Source organism: Streptomyces sp. NRRL B-24085, from assembly GCF_001282115.1.
Classification (GTDB): Bacteria; Actinomycetota; Actinomycetes; order Streptomycetales; family Streptomycetaceae; genus Streptomyces.
In genome coordinates, this window is the sequence record NZ_LJBR01000107.1 from 1 (window position 1) to 14,967 (window position 14,967).

Genomic DNA, 14,967 nt, shown 5'->3' on the forward strand with positions numbered 1-14,967 from the left:
GCTGGCCCTTCAGGGGGCCCCATTAGATGTGGGTAAGGGACTCCTGGGGGGAGCATCTGGCGGCGTTTGGGGCCGCCGTGCTCGGACTCGCCCGGTTCCTTGGCGCCGGGCCAGGCCTTGGCGACGCGGGCGGCCAGGACGAAGTCCTTGCGGAGGGGGTGGCCCTCGAAGGTCTCCGGCAGCAGGAGGTGGTCCAGGGAGGGGTGGCCCTCGAAGGTGACGCCGAACATCTCGTGGGTCTCGCGCTCGTGCCAGGCGGCACCCGCGTAGAGGTCGACGGCGCTGGGCAGTGCCGGGGTCTCGTGGGGGATCGTCGTGCGCAGGAGCAGGCGTCGTACCGGCGAGAGGGCTGCCACGTGGGCGGCCACGCGGAAGCCGGTGCCGGGTTCGTCGACGGCGCTGAGCCAGTCGAAGTAGGTGCAGCCCAGTTCGTCACGGGCGACACGCAGGGCGGTGAGCCAGCTCGTGGGCGGGACGTCGACCGTCAGGACCTCGTAGGACTCCTCGGCGGTGGCCTCGGGGCCGAAGAGTTCCTCGGCCGGGGCGGGGAGCCAGCCGACGGCGGTCACTGTGCGTCCCCCTCGCTGGAAGCGGGCGTGGGCGGCCTGACCAGTCCGCTCTGCAGGGCGGCCGTCGAGGGGCGGGCCGTGGGCGTCCCGTACCGCTCCCCCAGCGACTCCCTGGCGATCTTCTCCTGGAGCTTCAGGATTCCCTGGAGCAGGGCCTCGGGGCGGGGCGGGCAGCCGGGGACGTAGACGTCGACGGGGATGATCTGGTCGACGCCCTTGGTGACGGAGTAGGAGTCCCAGTACGGGCCGCCGCAGTTGCTGCACGCGCCGAAGGAGATGACGTACTTCGGTTCCGGCATCTGTTCGTACAGGCGCTTGACCGCGGGTGCCATCTTGTCGGTGACCGTGCCGGAGACGACCATCAGGTCGGCCTGGCGCGGGCCCGGGGCGAACGGGATGACGCCGAGGCGGATGAAGTCGTGGCGGGCCATGGACGCGGCGATGAACTCGATGGCGCAGCAGGCGAGACCGAAGTTGAAGACCCAGAGGGAGTACCGGCGGCCCCAGTTGAGGATCACCTTCATCGGCTCGGGGGCGAGCCGGGCGAGGGCGCCCAGTCGTTTCGGCTCCGGGAGCAGGACAGGTTCCGAGGGGGTCACGTCCATGCCAGGACACCCTTCTTGTACGCGTACAGCAGTCCCACGGCGAGGAAGCCGAGGAAGATGAACATCTCTACGAGGGTGGTCGCGCCGTAGCCGGGTGCCGCGAAGACCGTGGCCCACGGGAACAGGAAGATCGAGTCGACGGCGAAGATGACATAGAGGAAGGCGTAGACGTAGTAGCGGACCTGGGTGTGGGCCCAGCCCTCGCCGACGGGGTCGACTCCGCACTCGTACGTCAGGAGCTTCTCGGGGGTGGGGACCACGGGCCGCAGCAGCCGTCCGGCGCCGAAGGCGACCGCGACGAACAGCACGCCGACGACGGCGAGCAGTCCGACGACCGAGTACGACTGGAAGTAGTCCGCCGCCACGACGGTCGGATCGACGACGGTTGCATCGACGACGGTCGGTTCCGGCACGTCCGCCCCTCGCTCCCTGTGAAGACACTGATCACGTCGGCCACGTTGATCATGCGAAGACACTGTTCGACGATCTGTACGCACGGGAGTCTAGGCCCTGATAAAGGGACGGTAAGCAGCCCGTCACCCGAGGAAAGCCCGAGAAGAGCCCGAGGAAAGCCATTCGTAAGGCCGAGGTGGGGTTTTCCCCCGCACAGCGCGGCGGTCCGCCTCATGGCGCGCGGCGGTCCCGCGCGGCACGCTAGCCCATATGACCGAACGCCACTCGACTCCGAGCCGTGCCGTGATCACCGGCAGAGACGGCGGAACCGACGACGGCCGGCCGCCTCCGGCCCGCTTCGCCTACGACGTGCACACCTGGAAGGAGATCGCCCATCTCCTGGCGAACCTCCCGGTGTCGATCCTCGGCTTCACCTACGTCGTGACGGTGCTGTTCACCGGCTTCTGGCTGACCGTCACGGTGATCGGGCTCCCGCTGCTCGCGGCGGGCCTGCTGGGCGCCCGGCAGCTCGGCAAGCTGGAGCGGGGGCGAGCCCGGGCGCTGCTCGGGGTGCGGGTGGACGAACCGAGCCCGCTGCCGTGGCGCACCAAGAACGGCGGCGACGGGTTCTTCGCCCAGCTGTGGCTCGGGGTGAAGGACCCGGTGGGCTGGCGGACGGTGCTGTACGACTTCATCCGGCTGCCCTGGGGTGTGCTCACCTTCACGATCACGCTGACCTCGTTGTTCGTGCTGTGGCCGGTGCTGCCGTTCATCGCGCGGGGCCTCGCCAACGTGGACCGGGCGATGGTGCGCGGCCTGCTGTCGCCCTCCGACGAGCTGGAACGCCGTATCGCCGAACTGGAGTCGGACCGGGGGGTCGTGGTCGACACGGCCGCCGCCGATCTCCGGCGCATCGAGCGCGATCTGCACGACGGGGCGCAGGCCCGGCTGGTCAACCTGGCCATGGGGCTCGGCCTGGCGAAGGAGAAGCTCCTGGAGGACCCGGAGTACGCGCAGGCGATGGTCGCGGAGGCGCACGGCGAGGTGAAGCTGGCCCTCCAGGAGCTGCGGGATCTGGCGCGGGGCATCCACCCGGCCGTGCTGACCGACCGCGGGCTCGACGCCGCCCTCTCCTCGGTGGCCTCGCGGTGCACGGTGCCGGTGAAGGTGACCGCCGATCTCGACGCGCGGCCGGTCGCGGCGATCGAGGGCATCGCGTACTTCACGGTCTCCGAGCTGCTGCAGAACATCAGCAAGCACAGCGGGGCGCGGTCGGCGTCGGTGGACGTGTGGCGGGCTGAGGACCGGCTGCTCATCCAGGTGTGGGACGACGGCCGCGGCGGTGCCCGGCTGGACGGCGGTACCGGTATGCGCGGGCTCGCGGAGCGCCTCGACGCGGTCGACGGGCTGTTCGTCATCGACTCCCCGCCGGGCGGCCCGACGGTCGTCACGGCGGAGCTGCCGTGGCGGGACCGGGTCGCGGAACGGTCGTAGGAACGGTCGTGGGCACGGGGAAGGGGGTGGGGAAAACCCCCCTTCCAAGACGCCGACGGCCTCCATGGTCCGTTGAGCTGCGGTCCAGCAGGGTGGAGGTACGACACCACAGGCGCGGGACGAGAGAAGAAGGACGACGTCGATGGCCACGGACTACGGGTACGACAGTGGGCTCGGGTTCCCCGGGACGGTACGGCGGCAGCGGGTGCCGGCCGGGTTGCGGGCGCCGTTCGAGGGGCGGACCTGGCGGGAGTTCGGCTATGTGCTGCTGAGCCTGCCGATCAGCGTCCTGATGTTCGCCTACGCCGTCACGATGATCTCGCTGGGCGCCGGCCTCCTCGTGACCTTCCTCGGGATTCCGGTCTTCGCGGCTGGTCTCGCCGGGTGCCGTGGGCTCGGGGCGCTGGAGCGGGCACGGGCCCGCGGGCTGCTGGGGCTGGAGGTCGGCGACCCGGAGCCGCTCAGGATGCGGAAGTCCGGGTTCATGGGATGGATCGGGGCCGTCCTCAAGAGCGGGACGTCGTGGCGGACGCTGCTGTACTCCGTGGTGCACCTGCCGTGGGCGCTGTTCTCCTTCGTCGTCGCGGTGAACTTCTGGGTGTACGGCTGGGCGCTGCTGACGTACCCGCTGTGGTTCTGGGTCTTCCCGGCGTACGTCGGTCAGGACGGGCTTCAGCTCTACGGCGACGAGACCCACCACATCTACCTGGACAACCCGTTCGAGATCGGTGTGACCGCGCTGGTGGGACTGTTGTTCACGCTGGCCACGCCGTGGATCGTGCGGGCGCTGACCACGGTGGACCGGGTCATGGTGCACGGGCTGCTGGGGCCGACCAAGCTGTCGGCGCGGGTGGTGGAGCTGGAGTCGGACCGGGGGGTCGTGGTGGACACGGCCGCCGCGGACCTGCGGCGCATCGAGCGTGACCTGCACGACGGGGCGCAGGCGCGGCTGGTGGCGCTGGCCATGGACCTGGGGCTGGCGAAGGAGAAGCTCACGGAGGATCCCGCGGCGGCCGCCCGGATGGTGGACGAGGCGCACGGCGAGGTGAAGACGGCGCTCCAGGAGCTGCGGGATCTGGCGCGGGGGATTCACCCGGCGGTGCTGACGGACCGGGGGCTGGACGCGGCCCTCTCTTCGGTCGCCTCGCGCTGCACGGTGCCGGTTCAGGTGGAGGTGGATCTGCCCTCGCGGCCGGCGCCGGCGATCGAGGGGATCGCGTACTTCACGGTGTCGGAGCTGCTCCAGAACATCAGCAAGCATTCCCGGGCGACGTTCGCCGCGGTGGACGTGTGGCGGGTGGAGAACCGGCTCATGCTCCAGGTCGTGGACAACGGGGTGGGCGGCGCCGACGTGTCCGCCGGGTCCGGCCTCGCGGGGCTGGCGGAGCGGCTGGACGCGGTGGACGGGATCCTGGTGGTGGACTCGCCGGTCGGGGGGCCCACCCGGGTGACCGCGGAGCTGCCGTGGCGGGGCGAGCGGGTGTGACGGGTTCTGCGTGAGCGGGCGGTGGGGGTTTGCGCCCCCGCCGCCCTTGCCCGTCCCGTCCGTCCCCACGGGCGCGAGCCGACAGACCTGGACAGTGGCCGGAATCCGTCCTCGACCCCCTGCTCTCGGGCCTTTGTTCGTATCTGGGTCCTCTTAATCCCGTTGCCCGCCCCCCTCCGCATCCGAATGCTGGAATGCTGAACTTGTCCGGTGGACGGGCAGGCAGTGGGCTGGGGGGCCGAGAGTCGTGGAGGACAAGGTGCGGGTGGTCATCGCCGAGGATTCAGTGCTGCTGCGGGAGGGCCTGACCCGGTTGCTGACCGACCGCGGGCACGACGTCGTGGCCGGAGTGGGCGACGGAGAGGCCCTGATCAAGACCATCGGTGAGCTGGACGCCCAGGGCGAGCTGCCCGACGTCGTGGTCGCCGATGTGCGGATGCCTCCGACGCACACGGACGAGGGCGTGCGAGCCGCCGTACAACTGCGCAAGGCACATCCCGGACTCGGGGTACTCGTACTGTCGCAGTACGTCGAGGAGCGGTACGCCACCGAGCTGCTGGCCGGGTCCAGCCGCGGGGTGGGGTACCTGCTCAAGGACCGGGTCGCGGAGGTGCGTGAGTTCGTGGACGCGGTGGTGCGGGTGGCCGAGGGCGGCACCGCCCTCGACCCGGAGGTGGTCGCTCAGCTCCTGGGACGCAGCCGGAAGCAGGACGTGCTCGCCCATCTCACGCCCCGGGAGCGGGAGGTCCTGGGACTGATGGCCGAGGGCCGCACCAATTCGGCGATCGCGCGGCAGCTCGTCGTGAGCGACGGGGCCGTGGAGAAGCATGTCAGCAACATCTTCCTGAAGCTCGGGCTGTCACCGAGCGACGGGGACCACCGGCGGGTGCTGGCGGTGCTGACCTATCTGAACTCCTGACCGTCCGACACCGAGTCGGACGCCAGGGCGGCGCGGCCGGCCGACAGGGCGGCGGGCCGCCCGGGACCGAGAACCGCAGAACGATGAGGGAGCGTCTTCGAGGAAAGCGCCGGGGGGCGAGAAAAGCATGACAAGTCAGGTCTTCGTAACGTCTCGGAACCACGTCCATCATGCGAATGGCCGAGGGAAGGCGACCCCTGCGGTCGTAGGGTTGATCCTGGGAAGGCCTGCGGGAAGGCCGCTCCCGAACAGCCGCCCAGAGGGAGGTCCAGTTCAGTGACCAGTCAGGTCAGCAGCCCAGCGGAGCAGGCCGACGAAGCCGTCGTGGGAGAGCAGCGCAAAGAGCCGGGCGTGAAGGACGTCCGCCGGCTCGACCGGGTGATCATTCGTTTCGCGGGCGACTCCGGCGACGGGATGCAGCTCACCGGTGACCGTTTCACCTCGGAGACGGCGTCCTTCGGCAACGACCTGTCCACCCTTCCCAACTTCCCCGCCGAGATCCGGGCCCCTGCCGGAACCCTGCCGGGCGTCTCCTCCTTCCAGCTCCACTTCGCCGACCACGACATCCTCACGCCGGGTGACGCGCCGAACGTCCTCGTGGCCATGAACCCGGCCGCCCTGAAGGCGAACATCGCCGATCTGCCGCGGGGCGCGGAGATCATCGTCAACACGGACGAGTTCACCAAACGGGCGATGCAGAAAGTGGGGTACGCGGCCTCGCCGCTGGAGGACGGCTCGCTCGACGGGTACAGCCTTCATCCGGTCCCCCTGACCACGCTGACCGTCGAGGCCCTCAAGGATTTCGACCTCAGCCGCAAGGAGGCCGAGCGCAGCAAGAACATGTTCGCGCTCGGCCTCTTGTCGTGGATGTACCACCGGCCCACCGAGGGCACGGAGAAGTTCCTGCGGACGAAGTTCGCGAAGAAGCCGGAGATCGCCGAGGCGAACCTGGCGGCGTACCGGGCGGGCTGGAACTTCGGCGAGACGACCGAGGACTTCGCGGTCTCCTACGAGATCGCCCCGGCGACGAAGGCCTTCCCGGTCGGCACCTACCGCAACATCTCCGGGAACCTCGCGCTGTCCTACGGGCTGGTCGCCGCGTCCCGGCAGGCGGACCTGCCGCTGTTCCTGGGCTCGTACCCGATCACCCCGGCCTCGGACATCCTGCACGAGCTCAGCAAGCACAAGAACTTCGGCGTACGGACCTTCCAGGCCGAGGACGAGATCGCGGGGATCGGCGCGGCGCTGGGCGCGGCCTTCGGCGGGTCCCTGGCCGTCACCACCACGAGCGGCCCGGGTGTGGCGCTGAAGTCCGAGACCATCGGCCTCGCCGTCTCCCTGGAGCTGCCGCTCCTCGTGATCGACATCCAGAGAGGCGGCCCTTCGACCGGCCTGCCGACCAAGACCGAGCAGGCGGATCTCCTCCAGGCGATGTTCGGGCGCAACGGCGAGGCGCCGGTGCCGATCGTGGCCCCCTGCACCCCGGCCGACTGCTTCGACGCGGCACTGGAGGCGGCCCGGATCGCGCTGACGTACCGCACACCGGTGATGCTGCTCTCGGACGGCTACCTGGCCAACGGCTCGGAGCCGTGGCGCATCCCGGAGCTGGACGAGCTCCCCGACCTGACCGTGCAGTTCGCGCAGGGCCCGAACCACACCCTGGACGACGGCACCGAGGTCTTCTGGCCCTACAAGCGCGACCCGCAGACCCTCGCCCGCCCCTGGGCCGTGCCCGGCACACCCGGTCTCGAACACCGCATCGGCGGCATCGAGAAGGAGGACGGGTCCGGGAACATCTCCTACGCCCCGGCCAACCACGACTTCATGGTCCGCACCCGCCAGGCCAAGATCGACGGGATCGACGTACCGGACCTGGAGGTCGACGACCCGCACGAGGCGCGCACGCTGGTACTGGGCTGGGGATCGACGTACGGCCCCATCACGGCCGCGGTACGGCGGCTGCGGACGGCCGGCGAGTCGATCGCGCAGGCCCACCTGCGCCACCTCAACCCCTTCCCGCGCAACCTGGGCGCGGTGCTCAGGGCGTACGACAAGGTCGTCATCCCGGAGATGAACCTCGGGCAGCTCGCGACCCTGGTGAGGGCGAAGTACCTGGTCGACGCGCACAGCTACAACCAGGTCAACGGCATGCCGTTCAAGGCCGAACAGCTCGCCACGGCTCTGAAGGAGGCCATCGATGGCTGAGACGTCCACGGAAGGCACGGGCACGATCGAGGCGCTCTCGCTCGTCCCCAAGGCCGAGGCGCGCCAGAGCATGAAGGACTTCAAGAGCGACCAGGAAGTCCGCTGGTGCCCCGGCTGCGGTGACTACGCCATCCTCGCGGCGGTCCAGGGCTTCATGCCGGAGCTGGGGCTCGCCAAGGAGAACATCGTCTTCGTCTCGGGCATCGGTTGCTCGTCGCGGTTCCCGTACTACATGAACACGTACGGCATGCACTCCATCCACGGGCGGGCGCCGGCGATCGCGACGGGGCTGGCGGCGTCGCGCCGGGACCTGTCGGTGTGGGTGGTCACCGGTGACGGGGACGCGCTCTCGATCGGCGGGAACCACCTGATCCACGCCCTGCGCCGGAACGTGAACCTGAAGATCCTGCTGTTCAACAACCGGATCTACGGGCTGACGAAGGGGCAGTACTCCCCGACCTCCGAGGTCGGCAAGATCACGAAGTCGACGCCGATGGGCTCCCTGGACGCGCCCTTCAACCCGGTGTCCCTCGCCCTCGGTGCGGAGGCGTCCTTCGTGGCGCGGACGGTGGACTCGGACCGCAAGCACCTCACGTCGGTGCTGCGGGAGGCTGCCGCCCACCCCGGTACGGCCCTGATCGAGATCTACCAGAACTGCAACATCTTCAACGACGGTGCCTTCGAGGCCCTCAAGGACAAGCAGCAGGCGGAGGAGGCGGTGATCCGGCTGGAGCACGGGCAGCCGATCCGCTTCGGCGCGGACCTGTCCAAGGGCGTGGTCCGGGACCCGGCGACGGGTGACCTGAAGGTGGTCCCGGTGACGCCGTCGAACGAGGCGGAGATCCTCGTCCACAACGCGCACGCGTCGTCTCCGACGACCGCCTTCGCCCTGTCCCGCCTGGCCGACCCGGACACGCTGCACCACACCCCGATCGGCGTCTTCCGCGCGGTGGACCGCCCGGTGTACGACACCCAGATGTCGGACCAACTGGACACGGCGATCGAGCAGAACGGCAAGGGGGATCTGGGGGCGTTGCTCGCGGGTGGGGACACCTGGACTGTGGTCGGCTGACCGCCTGCACGGCATGCAGAGGGCCCGGACGCGACTCGGCTTCCGGGCCCTTTGCCGTCACGCGTCGGGGATGTCCCGCTTGGCGCGGAGCAGGGTGTCACGGGTGATCACGACGATGCGCTCGTAGTCGGCCCGGGCGGCGTCCGCCGGGAGGAGTGAGTCCAACTCTTCGGTGCGATCGGTACCGATGACCGCGAAGCTTCCGTCGCTCAGCTCGAAGATGTCCGGACAGGTCTCCATGGTTTGACTGCCCCGCAGCTTGGGTGGATCTCCGATACGGCGGACAATACGCAAAGACACACGGGCTCCTCTGGCCACCCCCTTCTCGTTGCGGACCACCTGGAACTGTCGCCACAGCAGCACACTCCTGTGTCCGCCGAGCAACAAAGCAGGATCAGCGCGCAGCGGAAGGACCACTGAAACTGACGGAGTGTCGGCAAGCGTGGAAGGGCCTTGCGCGTCGCGGTGGCATCACACCCCACGGCCGACCGTCAGAGAGTGTCGCATAGCCAGTAGGAATTCGGGTATTTGCAGCAGTTTTGTCGCCATATCCACCCACTCGCCACTCTATCGGCAAGTCGACAGCCAGAGTCAGAAGCCCGGATCAGCCGAGGTCGGTCCAACGATCCACCACTCTTCCGGGCTGTCGGCCAGCTCCTCGATCATTACATCGACCACCTCCCCGACCTGCGCTTCCAATGAATCAGTGGGCAGCGACCTGCGGTGCTCGCTCGTACGATCCCAGTACTCCGCGAAGAGTTGATTGCGACACAGCACCCGTAGATGCCCAAGGAGTTCGTCCCAGCCGCAGACGCCGATCTTGTGCGCCATCAGTAGGATTCCGTACTCCCGGTTGGCGAAGATCATCTGCCGCCGCTTGGTCTCGGAAAGGCCGGTCAGCGTGCTCCCCGCGTCCGCCAGGGACGGGTCGTCGATTGCCCGGTCCATCTGCTCCAGGGTGAGCCGGTACTGCTGGATCAGGTTCGCCCGATGTATCTCCTCTGTCATCAGCCTGAGCTGGCCGAGCAGTTCCAGCAGGACGTCCTCCTGGCGTCGGCGCCGGGCCCCCCGAGCGAAGAAGGCTCGCATCAGGCCGCGTCCCGTGGCGACAGCAGAACCGATCCTGCTGTGGAGGGCGGGCGGAGTCTGTGTGGCCATGTCAAGGCATCCCCCTGGATCCGGTGACCGTGCGCCGTGAGGTGGCAGGGCGGGGCGGTACACGGTGGGCGTGGCACTCCGCATCCAGCGTGCCCGTCGACCCAAGGCGGCGCGGGAGGCGGAGAGGGGGCGCATGGGTGGACACGTCTCGCATGTCGGCCAACGCCCTGACATATGTGTGCCCCCTGGCGCCGTGCACATGCCTTCAGGCGAGCCCGTGGACATGCGTCAGTCCTGCTCAGAGCCCCTCTTGCGCGTGTCGTACACCTCCCGCGCCTCCTGCACCGCCGCCATCCGGCGCGTCGTCCACTCCGCCAGCCCCCGCACCTGCTCGGCGGCTTCCCGGCCCAGATCCGTCAACGAATAATCCACCCGGGGTGGGATCACCGGCTTGGCGTCGCGGTGGACCAGGCCGTCGCGTTCCAGGGTCTGGAGGGTCTGGGTCAGCATCTTCTCGCTCACCCGGCCGATCGCGCGGCGGAGTTCGCTGAAGCGGTGGGGGCGGTCCAGGAGGTGGAGCAGGACCAGGACACCCCAGCGGCTCGTCACGTGTTCCAGGACCAGGCGGTGGGGGCACATCTCCTCGCCCGTCGCGGCCGCCTCCAGAAGACTGCGCTCTGCACTTACCGTCATGCCAGTACCTTACTTCAAAGTGGGTACTTTCGCTGAGTTAGCGCCTCCCCTAGGGTTAGTGCCAACGCACCCCACAAGGAGATCGCACACCATGAGCATCGTCGTCACCGGAGCCACCGGACACCTCGGCCGTCACGTCGTCGGGCAGCTGCTCGAGAAGGTTCCCGCCGAGCAGGTCACCGCCGTCGTCCGCACCCCGGAGAAGGCCGCCGACCTCGCCGAGAAGGGCGTCAAGATAGCCGTCGCGGACTACAACAGCCCCGAGACCTTCGACAACGTCTTCGCGGCCGGCGACAAGGTGCTGCTGATCTCCGGCAACGAGTTCGACAAGGGCCGCCCCGCCCAGCACCAGGTCGTCATCGACGCCGCCAAGGCCGCGGGCGTAGCGCTCCTCGCGTACACCAGCGCCCCCGGCACCCTGACCGCCGCGCTCGCCGACGACCACCGCGCCACCGAGGAGGCGCTGCTCGCCTCCGGTCTGCCCTACTCGCTGCTGCGCAACAGCTGGTACAACGAGAACTACACCGAGAACCTCGCCCCCGTCCTGGAGCACGGCGTCGTCGTCCAGGCCGCCGGTGACGGTCGCCTCTCCACCGCCTCGCGCGCCGACTACGCGGCCGCCGCGGTCGCCGTGCTGACCGGCGAGGGCCACGAGAACACGACGTACGAGCTCGGCGGCGACGAGCCCTGGGGCTTCGCCGAGTACGCGGCCGAGCTGAGCAGGCAGACCGGGCGGGAGATCGGCTACAACGCCGTCCCCGTCGAGGCCTACATCGAGATCCTGACCGGCGCCGGGCTGCCCGCGCCCTTCGCCGGGATCCTCGCCGGTGTCGACGCCTCCATCGAGAAGGGCGAGCTGGTCGTCTCCTCCGGCGACCTGGCCCGGCTGACCGGCCGCCCCGCCACTCCGATCGCCGCCTCGATCGAGGCCGCGCTCAAGGGCTGACCCTCCCCGGACACTCCCCCGGCGGGCCCTGAACGCCCCACCCCCGGCTGTCATGACCGTATGGCGATACGGGCATGACAGCCGGGGGTGCTCGGCGTTACCTTCTTGCAGGCGAGCACAGTGCGAGGAGGAAAGCCCGTGAAGTCGAGAGGCGAGCGGCACATAGGTCTGCTGAACGGCTTCGCCGCGTACGGGATGTGGGGGCTCGTCCCCCTGTTCTGGCCGCTGCTCAAGCCGGCCGGGGCCGCCGAGATCCTCGCCCACCGGATGGTGTGGTCGCTCGTCTTCGTGGCCGTCGCGCTCGTCGTCGTACGGCGCTGGGCCTGGGCCGGTGAGCTGCTGCGGCAGCCCCGCAGGCTGGCGCTCGTCACCGTGGCCGCCGCCGTCATCACCGTGAACTGGGGCGTCTACATCTGGGCCGTCAACAGCGGCCATGTGGTCGAGGCCTCGCTCGGGTACTTCATCAACCCGCTGGTCACCATCGCCATGGGCGTGCTGCTGCTGAAGGAACGGCTGCGGCGCGTGCAGTGGGCGGCGGTCGGGATCGGCGCCGCCGCCGTGCTCGTCCTCACCGTGGGCTACGGCAGGCCCCCGTGGATCTCCCTCACCCTCGCCTTCTCCTTCGCCACCTACGGCCTGGTCAAGAAGAAGGTCAACCTCGGCGGGGTCGAGTCGCTGGCCGCCGAGACCGCGATCCAGTTCCTGCCCGCGCTCGGCTACCTGCTCTGGCTCAGCGGCCGGGGCGACCTCAGCTTCGCCTCCGAGGGCCCGGGGCACGCGGCGCTGCTCGCCTCGACCGGCATCGTCACCGCGCTCCCGCTGGTCTGCTTCGGCGCCGCGGCGATCCGGGTGCCGCTGTCCACGCTCGGGCTGTTGCAGTACCTGGCCCCGGTCTTCCAGTTCCTGCTCGGCATCTTCTACTTCCACGAGGCCATGCCGCCCGAGCGCTGGGCCGGGTTCGCGCTGGTCTGGCTGGCGCTGACGCTGCTCACCTGGGACGCCCTGCGCACCGCGCGGACGTACAGGAGGGGGATCAGCGGGGCCGGTGCCACCATGGCCACGGGCACGGCCGGCGCCGCCGTACGGAAGGCGGAGAGTGCGGCCGCGGGCGGCGCGGAGCCGTTGGACTCGCCCGCCGCGAGGCCGTAGAACGCGGTCACCGCGCCGTCCGACGAACAGCCGTTCAGGCCGTCGACTGTCGTCTAGGACAGCGCGTGACCTCATTCGCGGCTATAAGTGGCTCCATGACGCAGACCGCACCCGCACCCCTGCACTGGAAACTGGTCGTCGACGCCGGTGACCCGCACGCCCAGGCCGACTTCTGGGCCGCCGCGCTGCACTACGAGACCGAGGACAACGACGCCCTGATCCAGCGGCTGCTGGAGCTCGGTGCCCTGCCGCGCGAGGCCACCGTCGAGTACCACGCCCGGCTGGCCTTCCGGGACCTCGTCGCCGTACGGCATCCGGACGACCCGTACGACAAGGACAGCGGGACGGGGCTCGGGCGGCGGTTGCTGTTCCAGCGCGTACCGGAGCCGAAGACCGTCAAGAACCGGCTCCATCTCGACCTGCACCCCGGGGAGGGCCGACGGGCGGCGGAGGTGGAGCGTCTGACGGGGCTCGGGGCGCGTGTGCTGCGCGAGGTGAACGAACCGTCGGGGGCGTGGGTCGTGATGGCGGACCCCGAGGGCAACGAATTCTGCGTCCACTGACCCCGGCCGATCTCCACCGGCCCCCCTGCTGAGCTCCTCCGACCCCCGGCCGCTCCCCTGTGGTCCGGTATGCGAACTCCCCTGACCGGATTCCGCCCTTGACGGTGAGTCAACCTCAGCTTCACGATCCAGGCACCCATTCGCTGTGGAATCCCTGTGACTTCAGGGACTCCCCACGGAATTCGGAGCCCCCCACATGAAGCTCTCGGTTCCCGGACGCGTCACGGCCACCGCCGTCGTCGCCACCGTCTCCCTCCTGGCCGGCGGTTCCATAGCCGGCGCGGCCCCCGCGGGACAGCCCGCGGTGGCCGCGGCCCCGGACATCCCGGTGGCCAACGTGAAGGCGCACCTGACCCAGCTCCAGTCCATCGCCACCGCCAACGGCGGCAACCGCGCGCACGGCCGCGCCGGTTACAAGGCCTCGCTCGACTACGTGAAGGCCAAGCTCGACGCCGCCGGATTCACCACGACGGTCCAGCAGTTCACCTCCTCCGGACGCACCGGCTACAACCTCATCGCCGACTGGCCGGGCGGCGACACCGGCCAGGTGGTCATGTCCGGCTCGCACCTCGACAGCGTGACCGCGGGCCCGGGCATCAACGACAACGGCTCCGGCTCGGCGGCCGTCCTGGAGACCGCGCTCGCGGTGTCCCGAGCCGGCTACCACCCCACCAAGCACCTGAGATTCGCGTGGTGGGGCGCGGAGGAGCTGGGCCTGGTCGGCTCCCGGTACTACGTCAACCGCCTGTCCACCACGGACCGTTCGCGGATCAGCGGCTACCTGAACTTCGACATGATCGGCTCGCCGAACCCCGGCTACTTCGTCTACGACGACGACCCGGCCATCGAGAAGACCTTCAAGACGTACTACGCGGCTCTCGGCGTCCCGACCGAGATCGAGACCGAGGGCGACGGCCGCTCCGACCACGCGCCGTTCAAGAACGCGGGCGTGCCGGTGGGCGGGCTGTTCAGCGGCGCCGACTACGTCAAGACGGCGGCGCAGGCGGCCAAGTGGGGCGGGACCTCCGGGCTGGCCTTCGACCGCTGCTACCACTCGTCCTGCGACACCACGGCCAACATCAACGACACGGCCCTGGACCGCAACAGTGACGCGGTGGCGTACGCGGTGTGGGAGCTCTCGCGGTAACGGTCGCGACAACGGCCCTTCCCCGGGCTATTGGTCCGCGTTCCGGGCGCGCTCCGCGAGACGCAGCATCCGGGCGCGGGCCGACTCCAGTCGGTCGGGGTCCTCGGCCGCCGGGCCCTCCCCGGCGGCCAGGTCCGTCCACAGGGTGAGCAGTTCGCGCCCGAGGGCCAGACCGCGCAGCGGATCCCGTACGGCCTTCCAGGCGGTGGCCGCGCTCTGCACGTTGCCGTAGGCCGCCTCGGCGTCGCCGGCGCGGTGGTGGATCTCGGCCAGGTCGAGGGAAGTCTCCGCGGCCCGGTCGGGCTCGCCGCCCAAGTAGGCGATATAGGCGGCCAGTTCACGCACCCGCAGCACGTCGGGGTGTTCGGCGCCCAGGGTCCGGGACGCCTCGCCGACCACCTGCTCCGCCAGCTCGGCGGCGGCGTCGGTCCGCCCCTCCCGCACGGCCTCGCTGATCCGCCCGACCGGCTCCGCGAGCACCGCGCTCTCGTCCACCACCAGGCCCTCCCCCAGGACGGCCTCGGCCACGGCGTCGAACCCCCGCACGGGCGTCACCTTGGGACCGGGATCGTCCAGGAGGGGCACCGGTTCGACGACGGGGGCGGCCGGCCGCGGGGCGGGCGGGGCC

General features: G+C 69.9%; 15 protein-coding genes and 1 pseudogene. 9 read left to right on the forward strand and 7 right to left on the reverse strand.

Translation table 11 applies throughout. The annotated features are described in order from the left end of the window. The 3 genes from AOJ26_RS14070 to AOJ26_RS14080 form a co-directional block, all read right to left on the reverse strand. On the reverse strand, nt 1-569 hold a 569-nt coding region (locus tag AOJ26_RS14070; protein ID WP_199828847.1), incomplete at its 3' end, for an NADH-quinone oxidoreductase subunit C. Next, on the reverse strand, nt 566-1,174 hold the full coding sequence (locus AOJ26_RS14075) for an NADH-quinone oxidoreductase subunit B (protein ID WP_053848602.1): 609 nt from the start codon (nt 1,172-1,174) through the stop codon (nt 566-568). The genes AOJ26_RS14075 and AOJ26_RS14070, both read right to left, overlap by 4 nt. Then, a complete protein-coding gene (locus AOJ26_RS14080; protein WP_053848603.1) occupies nt 1,165-1,587 on the reverse strand; it encodes an NADH-quinone oxidoreductase subunit A in 423 nt (140 codons plus the stop codon). Before AOJ26_RS14080 ends, AOJ26_RS14075 begins: the two co-directional genes overlap by 10 nt. Before the next feature lie 250 nt (nt 1,588-1,837). Here AOJ26_RS14080 and AOJ26_RS14085 point away from each other — a divergent pair, with 250 nt between their 5' ends. From AOJ26_RS14085 to AOJ26_RS14105, 5 genes are all read left to right on the forward strand, one after another. Beyond that, the gene (locus AOJ26_RS14085; RefSeq protein WP_053848604.1) at nt 1,838-3,061 is read left to right on the forward strand and encodes a sensor histidine kinase; all 1,224 of its coding nucleotides are present in this window, start codon (nt 1,838-1,840) and stop codon (nt 3,059-3,061) included. Nucleotides 3,062-3,203: 142 nt separating this feature from the next. Continuing rightward, nucleotides 3,204-4,547: a sensor histidine kinase gene (locus AOJ26_RS14090; RefSeq protein WP_053848605.1), complete on the forward strand. Its 1,344-nt coding sequence runs from the start codon at nt 3,204-3,206 to the stop codon at nt 4,545-4,547. A 259-nt stretch (nt 4,548-4,806) separates the two neighbouring features. Then, nucleotides 4,807-5,466 carry a response regulator transcription factor gene (locus tag AOJ26_RS14095; RefSeq protein WP_028808164.1) on the forward strand — a complete coding sequence of 220 codons (660 nt, stop codon included), beginning with the start codon at nt 4,807-4,809 and terminating at the stop codon, nt 5,464-5,466. Between the two features lie 276 nt (nt 5,467-5,742). Next, nucleotides 5,743-7,671, forward strand: coding sequence for a 2-oxoacid:acceptor oxidoreductase subunit alpha (locus AOJ26_RS14100; protein ID WP_053848607.1), 1,929 nt, complete (start codon nt 5,743-5,745; stop codon nt 7,669-7,671). After that, nucleotides 7,664-8,743 carry a 2-oxoacid:ferredoxin oxidoreductase subunit beta gene (locus AOJ26_RS14105; RefSeq protein WP_053848608.1) on the forward strand — a complete coding sequence of 360 codons (1,080 nt, stop codon included), beginning with the start codon at nt 7,664-7,666 and terminating at the stop codon, nt 8,741-8,743. The genes AOJ26_RS14100 and AOJ26_RS14105 overlap by 8 nt, the downstream gene beginning before the upstream one ends. 57 nt (nt 8,744-8,800) lie before the next feature. Here the strand turns inward: AOJ26_RS14105 and AOJ26_RS14110 are convergent, their stop codons facing one another. From AOJ26_RS14110 to AOJ26_RS14120, 3 genes are all read right to left on the reverse strand, one after another. Continuing rightward, a complete protein-coding gene (locus AOJ26_RS14110) occupies nt 8,801-9,037 on the reverse strand; it encodes a hypothetical protein (RefSeq protein WP_053848615.1) in 237 nt (78 codons plus the stop codon). Nucleotides 9,038-9,334: 297 nt separating this feature from the next. Then, nucleotides 9,335-9,901 carry a DUF6082 family protein gene (locus AOJ26_RS14115; protein WP_053848609.1) on the reverse strand — a complete coding sequence of 189 codons (567 nt, stop codon included), beginning with the start codon at nt 9,899-9,901 and terminating at the stop codon, nt 9,335-9,337. 228 nt (nt 9,902-10,129) lie between these two features. Continuing rightward, a complete protein-coding gene (locus AOJ26_RS14120) occupies nt 10,130-10,534 on the reverse strand; it encodes a winged helix-turn-helix transcriptional regulator (RefSeq protein WP_053848610.1) in 405 nt (134 codons plus the stop codon). Between the two features lie 91 nt (nt 10,535-10,625). Here AOJ26_RS14120 and AOJ26_RS14125 point away from each other — a divergent pair, with 91 nt between their 5' ends. From AOJ26_RS14125 to AOJ26_RS14140, 4 genes are all read left to right on the forward strand, one after another. Beyond that, entirely contained in the window at nt 10,626-11,480 is an 855-nt protein-coding gene (locus AOJ26_RS14125; RefSeq protein ID WP_053848611.1) for an SDR family oxidoreductase, read from the forward strand. A gap of 138 nt (nt 11,481-11,618) precedes the next feature. Beyond that, nucleotides 11,619-12,629, forward strand: coding sequence for an EamA family transporter RarD (rarD, locus tag AOJ26_RS14130; protein ID WP_053848612.1), 1,011 nt, complete (start codon nt 11,619-11,621; stop codon nt 12,627-12,629). A 95-nt stretch (nt 12,630-12,724) separates the two neighbouring features. Beyond that, nucleotides 12,725-13,192: a VOC family protein gene (locus AOJ26_RS14135; RefSeq protein WP_053848613.1), complete on the forward strand. Its 468-nt coding sequence runs from the start codon at nt 12,725-12,727 to the stop codon at nt 13,190-13,192. Between the two features lie 196 nt (nt 13,193-13,388). Beyond that, nucleotides 13,389-14,339 (forward strand): M28 family metallopeptidase, encoded by a 951-nt coding sequence (locus tag AOJ26_RS14140; RefSeq protein ID WP_053848614.1) that lies wholly within the window; start codon nt 13,389-13,391, stop codon nt 14,337-14,339. Nucleotides 14,340-14,366: 27 nt separating this feature from the next. Here AOJ26_RS14140 and AOJ26_RS14145 read toward each other — a convergent pair. Then, nucleotides 14,367-14,967 (reverse strand): annotated as a pseudogene (locus AOJ26_RS14145) (hypothetical protein); the annotation flags it as partial.